We start from the raw sequence: 17755 nt of genomic DNA, 5'->3' as shown, positions 1-17755 counted from the left end.
CCCGACAGGCCCGCTGTGACGGCCCTGTCGGCAGGCTCCTGAATCCGTGGACTTGCTGGTTCAGGCGGATGTCTGCAGCAGGCTGCGGCCGGTCATGGCGGCCGGTTGCGGCAGCCCGAGCAGCTGCAGCATGGTCGGGGCCAGGTCGGCGAGAACCCCGGGTTGCAGACCGGCCCGACGGTAGCGGTCATCAACCAGCAGCAGGGCAACCGGGTCGCTGGTATGGGCGGTGTGCGGCTGGCCGTGATCGCTCATCTTTTCACAGTTGCCATGGTCGGCGGTGATCAGCAGGCCGCCCCCGGCTGCCTGAACCGCTTCAACCACGCGGCCGAGACAGGCATCGACGGTTTCCATCGCCTTGACCGCCGCCGGAAAAACTCCGGTGTGCCCGACCATGTCGGGGTTGGCGAAGTTGAGGATGATGACGTCATACTGGCCTGATTCGATCCGCGTCACGACTTCGTCAGTCACCTCGGCGGCGCTCATTTCCGGTTTCTGGTCGTAGGTGGCGACATCTTGCGGTGACGGGATCAGCGCCCGGTCCTCCCCGGCGAAGGGTTCCTCGACGCCGCCGTTGAAGAAGAAAGTGACATGAGCGTACTTTTCGGTTTCGGCGATCCGCAGCTGGGTTTTACCCGCCTTGGCGAGAACCTCGCCGAAGAGGTCCGGGTAGCTTTCCGGGGGGAAAATAACCGGCAGACCGAAGGTTTCGTCATATTCGGTGAGACAGAGATAGCAGGCCAGTTCGGGATGTTTCCCCCGGTCGAAACCGTCGAAATCGTCGAAGGTGAAGGCTCGGGTCAGTTCGCGGGCCCGGTCGGCGCGGAAGTTGAAGAAGAGGATGCCGTCGCCATCGTCGACTGTCGCGAGCGGCCTGCCGTCACGCAGGATGACGCGCGGCTCGACGAATTCGTCGCTCTGCCCGGCGGCGTAGGCGTCTGCGATGGCCCCGGCGCTGTCGGCGGCGGTTATCCCCCGGCCGTGGACCAGGGCCTGCCAGGCGCGTTCGATGCGTTCCCAGCGGTTGTCGCGGTCCATGGCGTAAAAGCGGCCGCTGACCGTGGCGAGGACTCCGGCGCCGATCTTCTGGAGCTGATTCTCCAGCTCCCGCAGGTAGCCGGCACCGCTTTTCGGCGGCGTGTCGCGTCCGTCCATGAAGGCATGGATGCAGATTTCCCCGATGCCCTGCTGCTTCGCCATCTCGACCAGTGCGTAGAGATGGGTATTGTGCGAGTGGACGCCGCCGTCGGAGAGCAGGCCGCAGAGGTGCAGCTTGCCGCCGTTCTCGCGGATTTTGCGCATCCCCTCCAGCATCACCGGGTTGGTGAAGAAGTCGCCGTCTTCGATACTTTTGCTGATCCGGGTCAGGTCCTGGTAGACGACCCGCCCGGCACCGATGTTGAGATGCCCGACTTCGGAGTTGCCCATCTGGCCGTCAGGCAGACCGACATCAAGTCCGGAGGCACCGAGGGTGGTGTGGGGAAATTCCTTGAATAATCGATCAAGAACCGGAGTCCGGGCCTGGCAGACGGCGTTGTCGGGGGTACAATCAGCCTGGCCCCAGCCATCGAGGATGACCAGGGCCAGGGGGGCTTTCGCGTTGTGTTTCATTTTTATCTCTCACCGTGGTGGATTTCCCTGACCTCAATCGGCCGGGCTTCGTGGAACAGCTGGCGGTTGATGAGGCTCAACCCGCCCCAGTTGCCGCATTCATCGCAGCGGCTCTGCCATTCCTGGTAGGATTTGCCGCAGTGATCGCAGACAAAGCCGAGACGCAGGTGTTTGTTGGTTCCGAGCGCCCGCTTGTATTCCTCGACCGCGTCCTCGATCCGGTCGCGTCGTCGATAGGCTTCACCGAGCAGGAAGTTGAGCTGGGTTGATTCGATGCCGGAACTTTCGACCATGTACAGCTGGTCAATCGCCTCTTCAACCATTTCCAGGCGCAGGCAGAATTTGCCGAAAAAGAGCCGCAGCAGCATGTCGTCAGGTTTTCGGCTGGTCGCGTCGCGGTAAAAGGTCAGCAGGCCGGCCGGATCCTCGGTCTCCATGTAATAATCTTCAAGGCGGGAGAGGAAGATGCTGCGGCCCAGCTTCTGGTAGCCTTCCTGCCAGGTACGGACCGCATCGTCTCCCCGGCCGACGGCTTTCTGCGCGTCGCCCAGAGAGACGCGGGCGGGAACCAGTTCCGGGGCGTTCTTGACAAGGTCCTGGAATTCGCCCAGAGCCTTGTCGGCTTCGCCGTTTTCAAGCAGCAGGCGGGCGACTTCGTAGCGCAGGTTGGCCAGCAGTTTCTTTTCATCCGCGAGGCGTTTGCTCTTCTGGGCCACCTTGATCACCCGTTTCTGCAGGTCATAGGCTTCCTGCCAGTTGCCGGCGGCGATATGCAGGTCACGCAGCGAGCGTAACGCCTTGCGGTTGTCAGACTCAAGGGCGAGGATCGCCTGGTAGGCCTCGATCGCTTCGTCGGTCTGGTCGAGTTTCTGGTAGGTGGTGGCGAGTTTGAACAGCACTTCCAGGTTTTTGCCGTCGATGTCCCGTGCCTTGAGCAGCAGCTTGACCGCTTCGCTGCCTTCACCGTCCTGCAGTTGCACGCTGGCCAGGGCGATCAGCGAATCGATGCTCTTCGGATCACGTTCGAGAGTTTTCTGCAGCAGAACCCGGGCTTTTTTCAGATCCCCGGAAAGCAGTCTGCCGACGCCTTCGCGGTAGATGGCACTGATTTCCCTGGTTTTCTTCTCGCTGCGTTCACGGCGCCAGTGTTTGACCCCGTGGACCAGGACGCTGTAGATATGAGCGCCGTAGCCGATGCACAGGCCGACCAGGACGAAGCCGAGAATCAGCAGGGCCGGCGAAAAGGTAATGCTTTTGCCGGTCCAGTAGATCAGGGTGATGTCTTCCGGATTAAGCCAGCTGCAGTAGATGAAGAACGACAGGAAAAGAATGATCAGCAGTAAGAAACCGAGAATTGTCATGGCATGCTCCCGGGGCAGGTTGCCCACTGGAATAACATTGTACCTGAAAACAGGCGTTTGTCTTGTCCGACCGGCGGATTATCCTGTTGCCGGCAGAGCGCCGCGCCGCGGGAGGCGGGCCGGCGTCTATTCGCCGAACTTTTCAATGTCAGTTTTGCAGTCGATGCAGAAGCGCGAGAAGGGGCGGACCTTCATCCGGGCCTGGCTGATTTCCTCCTCGCAGCGGACGCAGACACCGTATTCGCCGGAGCGGATGCGCTCCAGGGCGGCATCGATATCGCGGATCTTCTGCTGCTGGGTCGCGCCGAGATTGAGCAGTACGTCGCGATTGGCGGCATTGGCCGAGACGTCGCTGATGTCCGGCAGGCTTTCTTCTCCGAGTTCACGGTAGGTGTGCATCGATCCCTGCACCTCCTGGAGAACCTGCCGGCGCATCTCCAGAAGGAGTTGTTTAGCTGCTTCGAGTTCTTCCTGATTCATTGCCCCTCCAGCCTCCTTCAGGCATTGTGGTATGGTTCATTGCGGATAATGGTCATCGCCCGGTAGAGTTGTTCCAGGGCGATGACGCGTGCCATCTGGTGGGTGAACGTCAACCGCGACAGAGAGAGGATCCTGTCGGCCCGCTGTTTGACGGCCGGACTCAGGCCCCAGGCGCCACCGATGACCAGGTTCAGATTCTGCGGGCCGGCGGTCATCTGCTCGTCGAGCAACCGGGCCAGTTCGACCGAGCTGAGTTGTTTCCCCTGTTCGTCCAGCACCAGGGTTGTGCCCGGTGCGGCAAGCTGGGCGAGTATCCGTTCGCCTTCCCGTTCCCGCAGCAGGGCCGTGTTCGGTTTTTTGCCGCCGCCCTTTTCCTCCTTCAGTTCGAGCAGTTCAAAAGGAAGATAGCGCTGCAGTCGCTGCCGGTAGTCGGCGGCCGCTTCCCGCAGCCAGTCCCGGGAGAGCTTGCCGACACAGACCAGCCTCAGTTTCACGTCGGCTCTTCCGCCTCCGGAACAACTTCCGGGGCCTCACTCCAGAGCCCTTCCAGGTCATAGAAGCTGCGGACCTCCGGCTGAAAGACATGAACCATCACATCGCCGTAGTCGAGCAGAACCCAGCGGCCGTCATCCATGCCCTCGACGGCCAGAGGGTGGATGCCGTGGTCCCGTTTCAGCCCGACGCGGATTTCTTCGGCGACGGCCTGCACATGGCGGTCGGAGGTGCCGCTGGCGATGACCAGGTAATCGGTCAGGGAGGAGAGTCCGTTGACTTCGAGAATTTTCAGATCCAGCGCCTTTTTTTCCAGCGCCAGGTGGGTGCAGAGCAGAGCCCGGTCTTTCGACTGCAAGCCAAGTATCCTTTCTAGCTCCGGTAGAGGTCGTGTCGCGCGATCAACGCCGCGACCGCCGGAGGGACCAGGTAACGTATTGATCGACCCGCGGCGACCAGTTCCCGGATTCCGGTGGAGGAAATCCCGAGAGGAGTATCATTCAGGAACAGCAGGGTTTTGCCCTTCTGGTGCTGCCATTTTTCGGGTGAGCAACTATAGCAGAACTGATTTTGAACTGCAACGGGAAGCAGTTCAAAGGGGTTCCCGTCATTGATGCCGGGCCTGGTGACGACCACCAGGTGGGTCAATTCGAACAGTTTTTGATAATCTTTCCAGCTCGGCAGGTCACGGAACGAGTCGAGACCGATGATGAAATAGAACTCGGCGCGGGGGAATTCCTGCCGCAGCAGCTGCAGGGTCTGAACGGAATAATTTTTCCCCGGGTGCTGCTGTTCGATGTCGCTGACGCTGAATTTGTCGTGGTCGGCAATCGCCGCCCGCACCATTTCGAAGCGGACGGCGAACGGTACCGCGTCGGCAACCTGTTTGTGCGGGGGGGTGGCGGCCGGAAGAAACAGCACCTTGTCGAGGCGGCAGGCTTCGCGGACCTCTTCGGCGATGCGCAGGTGCGCCAGGTGGATCGGGTTGAAGGTGCCGCCGAGAATGCCCAGTTTCATTCCTCAGCTCCTGATCTGCCCTTCGCCGAGAACGATGAATTTGCGCGTGGTCAGATCTTCAAGCCCCATCGGGCCGAAGGAGTGGAGCTTGGTGGTGGAAATGCCGATCTCGGCGCCGAGTCCGAGTTCGCCGCCGTCGGCGAAGCGAGTCGAGGCGTTGACCACCACCGTACTTGAATTGACCAGCCGCAGGAAACGTTGAGCGTTGGCGTAGTCGCGGGTGACGATCGCCTCGGTATGCAGCGAGCCGTGCGTGTTGATGTGGTCGACGGCGGCTTCGAGGTCGTCGACCACCCGCATCGCCAGGATCAGATCGAGATATTCGGCGTCCCAGTCCTCTTCCGTCGCCGCCTTGACCTCGGGAGCGAGGTCCCGTACCTGTGGACAGCCGCGCACTTCGACCCCGGCCGCGGCCAGTGCTGCGACCACCCGCGGGACGAACTCGGCGGCAATCTCCCGGTGGACCAGCAGGGTCTCCATGGCATTGCAGACGCCGGGGCGTTGAGCCTTGGCGTTGACGGCGATCTTTTCCGCCATCTCCATGTCGGCGCCGGCATCGACGAAGACGTGGCAGACGCCCTTGTAGTGCTTGATGACCGGGATGCGCGAATGTTCGGAGACAAAGCGGATCAGGCCTTCACCACCGCGGGGGATGATCAGGTCGATCTGTTCTTCGAGTTTGAGCAGCTCGGTCACCGCTGCCCGGTCGCTGGTGGTCACCACCTGCACCGCCGCCGCGGGCAGGCCGAGCTCGGTCAGCTGCCGCTGCAGGATGGCGCCGATGGCGCTGTTGGAGTGCAGGGCTTCGCTGCCGCCGCGGAGGATGACCGCGTTGCCGCTTTTCAGACACAGCGCGGCGGCGTCGGCGGTGACGTTGGGACGACTCTCGAAGATGATGCCGATCACCCCGAGCGGAATCCGCATCCGTCCGACCTGCAGGTTGTTGGGGCGGCGCCACATGCCGGTGATTTCGCCGACCGGGTCGGGCAGGGCGGCGACCTCGCGCAGACCGTCGGCCATGCCGCGGATGCGCTTGTCGTCCAGTTCGAGCCGATCAAGCATGGCGGCCGAGAGTCCCTTGGCGCGGCCGGCCTCAAGGTCCCTGGCATTCTCCCGCTGGAGGGTGGCGGCTTCATTTTCCAGGGCTGCGGCCATGTTGATCAGCAGTTGATTCTTGACGCTGCTGGATAAGTCAGCCATGCGTCGCGAAGCGCGACGGGCATCGATGGCGATCTGCTTCATCTGTTCGGCGATGGTCATCAGTTCTTCTCCCCAGGTTCGCTCATTTCAGGGTCTGATCCTTCGTCCGGCAACTCGGGCTGCAGCACCAGGTTGTCGCGGTGAACCACTTCATCTCCGTACTTGTAGCCGAGAATGGCGGCGATCTCCGATGATTTCCGACCGAGGATCTGCTGCAGCTCTGCCTCGGCGTAATTGACGATGCCGCGGGCAACCTCAAGTCCCTGCAGGTCGCAGAGACGGACCGCATCGCCCCGTTCGAAGCGGCCCTCGATGGCGCTGATGCCGGAGGGCAGCAGGCTCTTGTTTCCATCGCAGACGGCTTTAAGAGCGCCGGCGTCGAGCAGCAGTCTGCCGCGTGGTTCCTTGGTGAAGGCGATCCAGTGCTTGCGGGCGGCAAGCTTGTCCTGCGCCGGCAGAATCGAGGTGCCGACCGGTTCGCCGTTGAAGAGGCGCAGCAGGTTGCCGGGAACCCGGCCGTTGAGAATCACCGTCGCTGTTCCGCACAGGGCGGCCTGTTTGGCGGCCTTGAGTTTGGTCGCCATGCCGCCGGTGCCGAGGCTGGAGCCGCTTTCCCCGGCCATCGCTTCGATCCGGGCGTCGATCTGCTCGACCGTCGGGATCAGGCGGGCGTCGTGGTGCCGACCGGGGTCCCGGTCGTAAAGCCCGTTGACGTCGGAAAGAATGACCAGCAGCCCGGCTTCGGCGAGGTTGGCGGTCATGGCCGAGAGGTTGTCGTTGTCGCCGAAGCGCAGCTCGTCGACCACCACGGTGTCGTTTTCGTTGATGATCGGCACCACCTGGTGCTCTATCAGGGTCATCAGGGTGTTGCGGGCGTTGAGGTAACGGCGCCGGTTGGCAAGGTCGTCACGGGTCAGCAGCACCTGGGCGACCTTGTGACCGTGGGGGCGAAGACGTTCCTTGTAGGCGCGCATCAGGCGGCTCTGGCCGATGGCGGCGGCGGCCTGGCGCAGGGGGATGGTCTGCGGCCGGCCGCTGATGCCGAGGTCGGCCTTGCCGGCGGCGACGGCGGCCGAGGAGACCAGGATCACCTCGTGACCGCGCAGCAACAGCTGGTGGACATCCTCGCAGATGGCATCCAGCATCTTGTTGTCGAGACCGGTCTCATCGGAGATGACGGTGCTGCCGATTTTGATGACGACCCGTCTTATGTCTGCCGGAAGCTGTTTTTTCATAGTATAACTAGCGATTTTTGTTGAAAAAAGAGGTCAAGATTACCCTCTGTCCGGGATTGCTGTCAACTTTCCGTTTCCGGGGTCGATCGGCGCTGTTCGTCCAGCTTTCGGCCGAGGGCGTGGACCAGCGGCTCCAGTCCCTCGCCGGTGGCCGCCGAGATGCAGAAAACCTGGTAGCCGAGCTGCTCGAAATGGGCCCGTACCTCCGGGGTGCGGTCGCGGACCTCGGTGAGATCCTGCTTGGTGAGCGCGATCAGCTGTGGTTTGTCGGCCAGTTCGGGGTTGTGGCGGCCGAGTTCGCGGTTGAGGATGGCGAAGCTTTCCAGTGGGTCGGCCTCCTGCAGCGGCGAGAGGTCGACCAGGTGCAGAAACAGGTCGGTTCGTTCGATGTGACGCAGAAAACGGCTGCCGAGCCCCTGGCCATCGCTGGCACCTTCGATCAGGCCGGGAATGTCGGCCACCACGAAGGAGCGATAGCCGCCGAAACCGACCACGCCGAGGTTCGGCACCAGGGTGGTAAAGGGGTAGTCGGCGATTTTCGGCCGGGCCGCCGAGATGGCGCTGATCAGGGTGCTTTTGCCGGCGTTCGGCAACCCGACCAGACCGACGTCGGCGAGCAGCTTAAGTTCCAGCCGCAGGCGCCTGGCCTCGCCTTCGGTGCCGGGTTGAAAATGGCGCGGCGCGCGGTTGGTGCTGGTGGCGAAGCGGGCGTTGCCGCGGCCGCCCATGCCGCCCTTGAGCAGGACGATCCGGTCGTCGCGGCCGGTCAGGTCGGCCAGCAGTTCACCGCTGTCGTCGTCATAGACCAGGGTTCCGGGGGGGACGCTGATGACGCAGTCCTCACCGTTCTTGCCGTGCATGTTCCTGCTCAGGCCGGGGGCGCCGTTTTTGGCCTTGTAGTGGATCTTGTAGCGCAGGTCGAGCAGGGTGCCGAGACCGGGGTCGACACGCAGGATGACATTGCCGCCGTCACCGCCGTCACCGCCGTCCGGCCCGCCGCGGGGAATGAATTTTTCCCGCCGGAAAGAGAGCCCGCCGCGACCGCCGTCGCCGGCCTTGACATTGATTTTTACTTCATCGACGAAGTTCATAAGTTGGAAATCGGCCAAAGGCCAAGGGCGAAAGGCAAAGGAGATCCTTTTGCCCTTGGCCTTGTGTCTTTAGCCGCCTTTGAAAGCCAAAAGCCCGAAGTTCAGTGAACCTCGGGCTTCGGGTGGTTGTTCTCTCGGTGGCGAAACTCAGTCGGCGTAGACGCTGACCTTTTTGCGGGTCTTGTCGAGCCGCTCGAATTTAACCACGCCGTCGATCAGGGCGAACAGGGTGTAGTCCTTGCCGCAACCGACGTTGTTGCCGGGATGGATGGTGGTGCCGCGCTGCCGCACCAGGATCGATCCCGCACTGACATTCTGGCCGCCGAAGCGTTTCACGCCGAGGCGCTTACCAACGCTATCGCGACCGTTCTTGGAGCTGCCACCAGCTTTTTTGTGTGCCATGGTTTCCTCCCTCAGGCCTCGATACCGGTAATTTTGAGTCGGGTAATGGGTTGACGGTGCCCGTTCTTCTTGCGATAGCCCTTCCGTTTTTTCGACTTGAAGACGAGAATTTTCTTATCCTTGCCTTGTTCGACGATCCGGGCAGTGACTTTCGCATTGGGCAATAGAGGTGTTCCGACTTTAACCTCTTCTCCGCCGACCATGAGGACTTCGCCCAGTTCGATGGAATCTCCCACCGACCCGGCGAGCTTTTCGACCTTGAGCAGGTCGCCTTCGGAAACTTTATATTGTTTTCCTCCGGTCTTGATCACCGCGTACATAACCACTTCACCTCACTCTCTGAAGATAATTTCTCCGGGTATGACCCCGGAACGACGCAGTATAGAGCCTGTCGTCAAAAGCTGTCAAGGACTATTATCCGACCAGAATTTCATATTGCTCAAGATGAAAATTCGGTCGCGAGTGGATGGCGATCTGTTTCTGGAAGCGTCGTTCGATCTCCTCGATGCCCTCGTGTTCCTCGTCGCTGAGCAGGTCGGCGATGTCGGGATGGCACAGCAGGGTGACCCGGTAGCCGGGCAGCTGCCTGATCTCGCGCTGCAGTTCCCGGAAGATTTCATAGGCGGTGGTGATGCGGCTCTTGATGTAGCCCTTGCCTTCGCAGTAGGGACAGGGTTCGCAGAGGGTGCGGCCGATGCTTTCGCGCACCCGCTTGCGGGTCATCTCGACCAGCCCCAGTTCGGAGATCTTGAGGATGTTGGTCTTGGCCTTGTCCTGCCTGAGGACCTCTTCAAGGGCGGCATGGACCTTTTCCCGGTGCGCCTCGCGCTCCATGTCGATGAAATCGATGATCACCAGGCCGCCGAGGTTGCGCAGCCGCAGCTGAAAGGCGATCTCCCGGACCGCCTCGAGGTTGGTCTTGAGGATTGTGTCTTCGAGGTTGTGCTTGCCGACGAAGCGCCCGGTGTTGACGTCGATGGCGATCAGCGCCTCGGTCTGTTCGATGATGATGTAGCCGCCGCTTTTCAGCCAGACCTTGCGTCCCAGGGCGCGGCTGATTTCGACTTCGAGACCGAAGGCGTCGAAGATCGGCTCATCCCCCTCGTAGAAATCGATGGCGTAGCGCAGGTTGGGCATGAAGGTCGCCAGGAAACGGACGATCTTGTCATGCTCTTCGCGGTTGTCGACGACGATGCGGTTGACATCCTCGGTGAGGGTGTCGCGCAGCACCTTGCTGGTCAGATCGAGATCGGAATGGATCAGGCAGGGGGCGCCATGATGCTCGCGCCGCTTGTCGATATCCTCCCACAGGCCGACCAGGAATTCCATGTCGGAGCGCAGTTCCTCGCTGCTCTTGCCCTCGGCGGCGGTGCGGACGATGAAGCCGGTGCCGGCGGGACGGATCTCCTCGACCAGGCCGCGCAGCCGGTCCTTTTCCTCTTCGTCCTCGATCCGCCGCGAGATGCCGATATGATCGACGGTCGGCATGTAGACCAGGTGGCGGCCGGGCAGGGAGATGTGGGAGGTGATGCGGGCGCCCTTGGTGCCGATCGGTTCCTTGGCGACCTGCACCAGCAGTTCCTGGCCTTCCTGCAGCAGGTCCTCGATCGGCGGCAGCGGCGGCTGCTCGTCCTCGTGTCCATCCTCCGGTTCGGCGTGCTGGCTGCGTCCCTCGACAAACTGTTCCACCGCTTCCATCTCGGCCAGCACATCGGCGACATAGAGAAAGGCGGCCTTTTCCAGGCCGATGTCGACAAAGGCCGCCTGCATGCCCGGCAGCACGCGGATCACCTTGCCCTTGTAGATGTTGCCCACGATGCCCCGTTCACGCCGCCGTTCGATGTAGAGTTCGGCGATGTGGCCGCTTTCCAGCAATGCCACCCGGGTTTCGTGGGAGGTCATGTTGATGACCAGCTCCTTGGTCATGGTTCCTCCCTGTGGATATATGTGTGAAATTCCGAAAATTTCAGTTTCCTGAATCAGGCGTTGGCAAAGCAGTCCAGCCCGTCGCGCATCCGCACCTCGACCTTGCGGATCTCCAGATCGCGGGCCGCTTCCGGCGTCAATCCCAGCAGGTGGGCGGCAACCGGCAGCGGGCTGCCCTTGCGCAGGGTGATCCACAGGGCCTGCTCGCGCAGGGCGAGTTCCAGGACCGGCGGCCGCAGGTCGACCTCGATGGTGCCGCCTTTTTTCTGTCGCCGGCCGATGACCTCGTCGGCGGCCAGAAAATCAGCGCAGCGTCCGGCCAGGTCTGCCGGCGCGTCTGCCGGCAGACCGACCCGGTAGCGACTGCTCTCAATGCTAGCAGATGGACTTGGAGTTTTCCAGGCGACGGCGGCCGCGGCGAGGATTTCGAAGCCGGGCGGCAGCTGGTGGTTGAGCTCGGCGGCGATCCGGTCGGCCGGCAGCGGCCGGAACAGTTCCAGGTCGATGATTTCCGCGTCGGAACAGAAACCAGTCGGCAGGGCATCGGGCAGGGAGATCTTCGGCGTCGGATGAAAACCTTCCGAGTAGCGGATCGGCAGTTGCGCGCGCCGCACCGCGCGATGGAAGGCGGTCATGAACTCGAGATGACTGACGAACCGCGCGCGGCCCTCCTTGCGCAGTCGCAGGCGGATCTTGAACCGGCCGTCGGCGACTGGGGAGGGCGCGGCGGGGAGCCGCGGCGGGGTCAGTTCATCACGTTCGCTGAGTCGTACCCGCAGGCTGTCAAAGTCGCACAGGCCGCAGCCGTGGCAGTCGCCGTGGCGGCAGTCGGCAGTGTAGTCGCCCTGGATGCTGCGGCGGCGTTCGGCGAGAAAGAAGCTTTTCGGGATGCCGCAGTCGATGTGATCCCAGGGGAGAATCTCCTCCTCGTCCCGCTGCCGCAGGTACCAGTGTGGGTCGATGCCGGTCGCGGCGAAGGCCTGCTGCCAGCGGGAGAAATCGAAATGCTCGCCCCAGCCGTCGAAGCGGCAGCCGGCATCGACAGCGGCTTCAAGCAGCCGCCCGAGCCGCCGGTCGCCGCGGGCGAAGACCCCTTCCAGCAGCGACATCCGCGCCTCGTGGTACTTGAGTCGCAGCTTGCGTTTTTTCAGTCCATCCCGCAGCTGGTTCTGGCGGGCGAGGGTTTCCTCGACACCGATCTGCGCCTCCCACTGGAAGGGGGTGTGCGGCTTGGGGACGAAGGTCGAGACCGAGACGTTGGCGTCGGCGCCGCCTTCGGTGCCGCGGCCGGTCCGCTTGACCCGCGCCGCCAGTTCGATGATGCCCCGGCGGTCCTCGTCGGTCTCGGTCGGCAGGCCGATCATGAAGTAGAGCTTGATGACCCGCCAGCCGAGAGCGTAGGCGGCTTCGGTGGCGGCCAGCAGGTCGGCTTCGCTGATGCCCTTGTTGATCACTTCGCGCAGCCGCTCGCTGCCGGCCTCCGGGGCCAGGGTGAAGCCGGTCTTGCGGACCTTCTTGATCTCTTCCATCATCTCCGCGGAGAGGGAGCCGACCCGCAGGCTCGGCAGCGAGATCGCCACCTGGCCGGCTTCGTGGCAGCCCATCAGGCCCTTCAGCAGCGGTTCCAGGCGGGAGTAGTCACCGGTCGAGAGGGAGAGCAGCGAGACTTCGCTGTAGCCGGAATGCCGCAGCGACTCATCGACGATGTCGGCGATTCGCTGCGGCGACCGTTCGCGCACCGGGCGGTAGATGTAGCCGGCCTGGCAGAAGCGGCAGCCGCGGGTGCAGCCGCGCGCCACCTCGACCGCCACCCGGTTGTGAACGGTGTTCATGAAGGGGACGATCGGCGCGGTCGGGTAGGGGGCGTCTTCGAGGTTGGCCAGGAACCGGCGCCGGACCCGCTGCGGGACGCCCGGCGCGGGGGACAGCGCCGCAATGCGGCCGTCCTCATGGTAGCTGACCCGGTAGAGGGAGGGGACGTAGACGCCTTCGATGTCGGCCAGCCGCCGCAGCAGCGTCTCCCGGTTCCAGCCCTCCTGCCGACCCTGTCGCACCTGCTCGCAGACTTCGACCACCGCCTCTTCGCCGTCGCCGATGACGGCGAAATCGTAAAAGTCGGCCAGCGGTTCGGGATTGAAGGCGCAGGGACCGCCGACCATGATCAGCGGGTGGCTTGCGTCGCGCTGCTCGCGGCGGCGCGGGATGCCGGCCAGGTCGAGCATGTTGAGCAGGTTGCTGTAGCTCAGCTCGTACTGCAGGGTGAAGCCGATCAGGTCGAAATCGCCCAGCGGGCGTTGGCTCTCCAGCGCCCGCAGCGGCTCGCCGGCGGTGCGCAGTTCCGCTTCGAGGTCGGGCCAGGGGGCGTAGACCCGTTCGGCCGCGATCCAGTCGTGATCGTTGAGCAGGCTGTAGAGGATGGCGAAGCCGATGTGGCTCATGCCGACCTCGTAGACATCGGGAAAGGCCAGGGCCAGGCTGAGATCGACTGTCCGCGGATCCTTGGGGCGGCTGCCGAGTTCGGCGCCGAGGTAGCGAGAGGATTTCTGGACGCGGTTGAGAATTTTATCGTTCATGGGTTGTCGGGCTCGCCGGGCTGGGGCCGGCGGCGCCTCCATCTTTCTATTCTGGGCCGAAACCGGGAAAAAGCCAAAGATTTCCAAAAATCTGAAGCGCACCCACAGGTTTACTGGTGATTTTGGGGAAGCTCAGGCAGATCAGTGACTTGTGCTGTCTGTCGACAAGGGGCTCACTGATTGTAGTAAGCAAAGCTCGACAAAATAACAGATGATGAGAGTGTTGGCCAGCGGCAAAAAACGACAGGCTCTGGTTTTCGTGAAGTCTCTATGTTAATTTCCCGGCATGGAGAAACTCTTCAAGGGCATCATGAAATTCCGTCGGGATGAATTTGTCTCCCATCGGGAACTCTTCTGCACCCTCGGCCGGGAACAGAACCCCCACACCCTCTTCATCGGCTGTTCCGACTCGCGGGTGGTGCCGAACCTGATCACCCGCACCCGTCCCGGTGAACTGTTCATGGTGCGCAACGTGGCCAACATCGTGCCGCCCTACCGTCAGACCGAAGAGTTCGTCGCCACCACCTCGGCGATCGAGTATGCGGTCAAGGTCCTTGAGGTCGAATCGATCGTCGTCTGCGGGCATTCCAACTGCGGCGGTTGTGCCGCCCTGCACAAGAACGGGGAGGAACTGGCCGATCTGCCGCATGTCAGGAAATGGCTGGAAGTCTCCAGGGAGGTTCCCGCCCGGGTGGCACGCCTGGCGGTGGAAAAGACCCCGGCCGAACGGGAATGGCTGACCGAACGGGTCAATGTGCTGGTGCAGATGAAAAACCTGCTGAGCTATCCTTTCATTGCCGAGCGGGTGCGGCAGGGCACCCTGGAGATTCTCGGCTGGCACTATATCATCGAAACCGGTGAAATCTACAACTTCAACGACCAGCTCGGCGTTTTCGAACTGATCGACCAGGCTGAATCCGACTGACAGGCTGCCGGGGATCAGCCCGCCGCGGCGGCCAGGGCCAGCCGCCGGATGCCGCCCAGGTCGAGTTTTCCGGTGCCGAGCAGCGGCAGCTCGGTGACCCGGAACCAGGCGTCCCTGCCGGGCCGCCAGAGATTCGGCAGGTCGCTGTCCGCCAGCCGTTCCTGCAGTTCGTCCAGCTCCCCCGCCTCCCCGGTGTAGAGTACCACCAGTCGTTCACCCCGGCGTTCGTCGGGGATTGCAGTGACCGCGATCGCCTGAGTCGCTCCTGCCCGTCCCTGCTGCAGCACCTCCTCGATGGCGATGTGGGGGACCATTTCGCCGCCGATCTTGGAAAAGCGGGCCAGCCGGTCGGTGATGTGCAGAAAACCCTTTTTGTCCAGAAAACCGATATCGCCGGTGTTGTACCAGCCGTCCCGGACCGCTTCGGCGGTCTTGTCGGGGCGGTTCAGGTAGCCCTGCATGACGTTGGCGCCCTTGATCAGGATCAGCCCTTCGTCGCCGGCCGGTTTCTGTTCTCCGCTTTCGGGGTCGATGACGCGGACGGCGATGCCGGGCAGCGGTTTGCCGACCGCGCCCGCCTGCGCCCCCTGCTGCCTGACGCCGTCGATCTCCACGTCGGGGACGCTGATCGCCGCCACCGGCGCCAGTTCGGTGGCACCGTAACCCTCCAGCGGCCGGATGCCGAATTTTTCCTCGAACTTGTCCGCCAGCGCCGGTTTCAGTTTCTCCGCTCCGGCGATCACCAGCCGGAGGCTGGCGAAATCCTCCTTTTTCGCCCGTCGCAGGTAGGCCAGCAGGAAGGTCGGGGTGGCCAGCAGCAGCGTCGATCTGTTTTCACGGACCAGTTCGGCGATCCTGGCGCCGTCGAGGGGGTTGGGGTGGTAGCTGGCGGAGAATCCCGAGATCAGCGGCAGCCAGAGAGTGCCGGTGAGACCGAGGGAGTGAAAGAAGGGCAGCGCCGCGCAGACGTTGTCGCTGCTGTCGGTGCGGATCAGCATCTGCAGCGAGGCGATGTTGGCCTGGATGTTCCGGTGACTGAGCATGATCCCCTTCGGCTCCCCGGTGCTGCCGGAGGAGAAGAGAACCGTGGCCGTCTCCCCGCCGTCGAGGGTTCCCAGTCGCGTCCACAGGCAGAGCGGCAGCAGCCGGGCCTGCAGCCAGGCGGCCAGTTTGCGGCCGGTCGGGATGGCCGGCAGCAGCTCTTCGAGCCGCTTGATGTCCGTACGGTCCTGAAACTGTTCGAATCGTTCGAGAAACGCTTCCGCGGAGATGATGGTGCGCAGGCCGCATTGCCGACAGGCCGAGTCAAAGGCTTCCGCCGAGGCGGTGTAATTGAGGTTGACGGGAATTTTGCCGACCAGGGTCAGGGCCAGGTTGACCAGCGCCCCACCCACCGACGGGGGCAGCAGCACGCCGACCATCCGTTCCCCCCAGCACTCCTGTTCCAGTTGCCTGCCGAGCGCCAGGGCGGCGGTCAAAGTCTGGCCGTAGCGCAGTCTTTTCCCCGCGGTATCGGATATCGCCGGGGCCCGCCAGTTGCGCCTGGCGACGAGGGCGAACTGTCGGCCGAGGGACGGACTCTGCTGCTGCCGGTCCCGGTGCCAGTCGCTCGACATCTCCATCACCGCCTGCCGGACCTGCCCGGCATCGCTGCTGTCGGGCAGCGGGGCGCCGAAGAGGATGTCGACCGGATAGGGGATGCGCGGCAGCCCGGCCAGCAGCCGGCCGCGGGAATAGCTGAAAATGCTGCCCCAGAGGCCGCCGAGGTAGACCGGGATCACCGGGTGGCCGCTGCCTTTGACGATCGATTCGAAGCCGCTCTTGAACTCGCCGAGGCTGGCGTTGCGGGTGATCTGTCCCTCCGCGAAGATGCAGACCAGGTAGCCGTCGTCAAGGGCCTGCCGCGCCTCGCGCAGGGAGGCGACCAGGTCCTTGCGCCGGTCGCGGCTGGAGATCGGAATCACCCCCATCAGGCGGAACAGTTGCCGTATCCCGGGCCGGTTGTAGATGCCGCGCTCCATCAGGAAGCGGATACGGCGCTGTTCGCAGGCGACCAGCAGCAGGGCGTCGATCCAGGAGACGTGGTTGGCGACCAGCAGCGCGCCGCCACTGGCCGGAACATGGTCCCGGCCCGCAACCCGGATGCGGTAGGCGAAACGCATCACCAGCAGGGTGATGAAACGCAGGAAAAAGTCGGGCAGGGTGCGGAACGCCCACAGGGTCAGGCCGATGGAGACCAGGCCAAGGGCGGCGAAGCACTCCCGGCTGGAGAGCCCCAGGATCTCGCCCAGACCGAGCAGCAGCAGGGAGGCGAGCAGGACTCCGAACCAGCCGAGCATGCCGGCCGCGGCGAGGATTTCGCCACGCCGCTCAGGCGGGGTGCGCTGCTGGATGAAGGCGTTGAGGGGGACGATGATCAGGCCCGAGGAGACGCCGAGCAGCAGCACGATGAGAATCACCAGCGGCAGCCGGCCCGGCGTCAGGGCCAGCAGCCAGGTGGCGATGGTCAGGCCGAGGGTTCCGAGCGGGACGATGCCGAATTCGATGTTGCGGCCGGAGAGCCTGCCGGCGGTCAGCGATCCGAGGCCGATGCCGAGGGCGGCGACCAGGAACAGGGCGCCGCTCTGCTGCTGGTTCAGCCCCAGGGTTTCGATGCCGTAGGGAATCAGGTTGAGCTGGAAAAAGGCGCCGAGCAGCATGAACCAGGCGCTGCCGAGCACCGCCAGCAGCAGGAACCCGTCTTCACGGGCGAAGCGCAGCGCCTTGACCAGGTCGGGAATCACCAGCAGAGAACCCTGGCGGCGGGTGCCGGTCGCCGGGGTCGGTGGAATCCGGTAGCTGGCGAGCAGCCCGGCAACGGCCGCCAGCACGCAGACCAGGGCGGCGAGACCGTAGCGGTTGCCGGTCAGGGTCGGCAGCAGCGGTGCCAGTGCGGTTCCGCCGATGATCGCCAGGTAGGTCAGGGCCTCCAGGCTGCCGTTGGCGGAGGAGAGCTGCTCCTGGTCGACCAGCTCCGGGACAATGCCGTATTTCGCCGGGCTGAACAGGGTGGACTGCAGCGCCATCAGCAGCAGGCAGCCGTAGAGCCCGGGGACGCTGGCGGCGGCAAAGGCGGCCACCCCGAGCAGCATGACCGCCAGTTCGAGCAACTTGGTGTAGCGGATCAGGCGGGTTTTGCTGAAGCGGTCGACCAGCCGTCCGGCCGCGGCCGAAAAGAGCAGGAACGGCAGCACGAAGACCAGTCCGGCGATGGCGGCGACCCGGCCGGCCGCCTCGACCCCCTGCAGGTCGATGATCAGGAAGACCAGCAGCAGTTTGAACAGGTTGTCGTTCAGGGCGCCGAGAAATTGGGTGATGTTCAACCAGCGGAAGCCATGGGAGCATTGATTCATGACGGTTTGTCCTGTCGGTCGATGGTCTCAGGTTGGAATGAAGATGAGAA

At 63.4% G+C, this 17755-nt stretch carries 15 protein-coding genes; 1 reads left to right on the top strand and 14 read right to left on the bottom strand.

What is annotated here, in order from left to right; genetic code table 11:
• Positions 1-60: 60 nt before the first annotated feature.
• The 13 genes from gpmI to B5V00_RS11410 form a co-directional block, all read right to left on the bottom strand.
• Positions 61-1611, bottom strand: a complete 1551-nt coding sequence (gene gpmI, locus B5V00_RS11470; RefSeq protein ID WP_085010942.1) for a 2,3-bisphosphoglycerate-independent phosphoglycerate mutase — start codon at positions 1609-1611, stop codon at positions 61-63.
• A gap of 2 nt (positions 1612-1613) precedes the next feature.
• Positions 1614-2972, bottom strand: coding sequence for a tetratricopeptide repeat protein (locus tag B5V00_RS11465; RefSeq protein WP_085010941.1), 1359 nt, complete (start codon positions 2970-2972; stop codon positions 1614-1616).
• Positions 2973-3098: 126 nt separating this feature from the next.
• On the bottom strand, positions 3099-3452 hold the full coding sequence (locus B5V00_RS11460) for a TraR/DksA family transcriptional regulator (protein ID WP_085010940.1): 354 nt from the start codon (positions 3450-3452) through the stop codon (positions 3099-3101).
• Positions 3453-3469: 17 nt separating this feature from the next.
• Positions 3470-3946, bottom strand: a complete 477-nt coding sequence (rlmH, locus tag B5V00_RS11455) for a 23S rRNA (pseudouridine(1915)-N(3))-methyltransferase RlmH (protein WP_085010939.1) — start codon at positions 3944-3946, stop codon at positions 3470-3472.
• Complete coding sequence (gene rsfS / locus B5V00_RS11450) at positions 3943-4302, bottom strand: ribosome silencing factor (protein ID WP_085010938.1); 360 nt, start codon at positions 4300-4302, stop codon at positions 3943-3945. Before rsfS ends, rlmH begins: the two co-directional genes overlap by 4 nt.
• Positions 4303-4316: 14 nt before the next feature.
• Positions 4317-4961 (bottom strand): nicotinate-nucleotide adenylyltransferase, encoded by a 645-nt coding sequence (nadD, locus tag B5V00_RS11445; RefSeq protein WP_085010937.1) that lies wholly within the window; start codon positions 4959-4961, stop codon positions 4317-4319.
• A 3-nt stretch (positions 4962-4964) separates the two neighbouring features.
• Positions 4965-6221, bottom strand: coding sequence for a glutamate-5-semialdehyde dehydrogenase (locus B5V00_RS11440; RefSeq protein ID WP_085010936.1), 1257 nt, complete (start codon positions 6219-6221; stop codon positions 4965-4967).
• Positions 6221-7396, bottom strand: a complete 1176-nt coding sequence (proB, locus tag B5V00_RS11435; protein ID WP_085010935.1) for a glutamate 5-kinase — start codon at positions 7394-7396, stop codon at positions 6221-6223. The genes B5V00_RS11440 and proB overlap by 1 nt, the downstream gene beginning before the upstream one ends.
• A 62-nt stretch (positions 7397-7458) precedes the next feature.
• Positions 7459-8487: a GTPase ObgE gene (gene obgE, locus B5V00_RS11430; protein ID WP_085011011.1), complete on the bottom strand. Its 1029-nt coding sequence runs from the start codon at positions 8485-8487 to the stop codon at positions 7459-7461.
• 147 nt (positions 8488-8634) lie between these two features.
• Positions 8635-8889, bottom strand: coding sequence for a 50S ribosomal protein L27 (gene rpmA / locus B5V00_RS11425; protein WP_085010934.1), 255 nt, complete (start codon positions 8887-8889; stop codon positions 8635-8637).
• A gap of 11 nt (positions 8890-8900) precedes the next feature.
• A complete protein-coding gene (rplU, locus tag B5V00_RS11420) occupies positions 8901-9209 on the bottom strand; it encodes a 50S ribosomal protein L21 (protein WP_085010933.1) in 309 nt (102 codons plus the stop codon).
• 94 nt (positions 9210-9303) lie between these two features.
• Complete coding sequence (locus B5V00_RS11415) at positions 9304-10815, bottom strand: Rne/Rng family ribonuclease (protein ID WP_085010932.1); 1512 nt, start codon at positions 10813-10815, stop codon at positions 9304-9306.
• A 53-nt stretch (positions 10816-10868) separates the two neighbouring features.
• Positions 10869-13388, bottom strand: coding sequence for a TIGR03960 family B12-binding radical SAM protein (locus B5V00_RS11410; protein WP_085010931.1), 2520 nt, complete (start codon positions 13386-13388; stop codon positions 10869-10871).
• A gap of 286 nt (positions 13389-13674) precedes the next feature.
• Here B5V00_RS11410 and B5V00_RS11405 point away from each other — a divergent pair, with 286 nt between their 5' ends.
• Complete coding sequence (locus B5V00_RS11405) at positions 13675-14313, top strand: carbonic anhydrase (protein WP_085010930.1); 639 nt, start codon at positions 13675-13677, stop codon at positions 14311-14313.
• A gap of 14 nt (positions 14314-14327) precedes the next feature.
• On the opposite strand, the gene B5V00_RS11400 is transcribed toward B5V00_RS11405, so the two are convergent.
• The gene (locus B5V00_RS11400; RefSeq protein WP_085010929.1) at positions 14328-17705 is read right to left on the bottom strand and encodes an acyl-[ACP]--phospholipid O-acyltransferase; all 3378 of its coding nucleotides are present in this window, start codon (positions 17703-17705) and stop codon (positions 14328-14330) included.
• Positions 17706-17755 lie beyond the last annotated feature (50 nt).

The organism is Geothermobacter hydrogeniphilus, from assembly GCF_002093115.1.
Classification (GTDB): Bacteria; Desulfobacterota; Desulfuromonadia; order Desulfuromonadales; family Geothermobacteraceae; genus Geothermobacter_A; species Geothermobacter_A hydrogeniphilus.
This window is presented reverse-complemented; position numbering and strand designations above follow the sequence as displayed.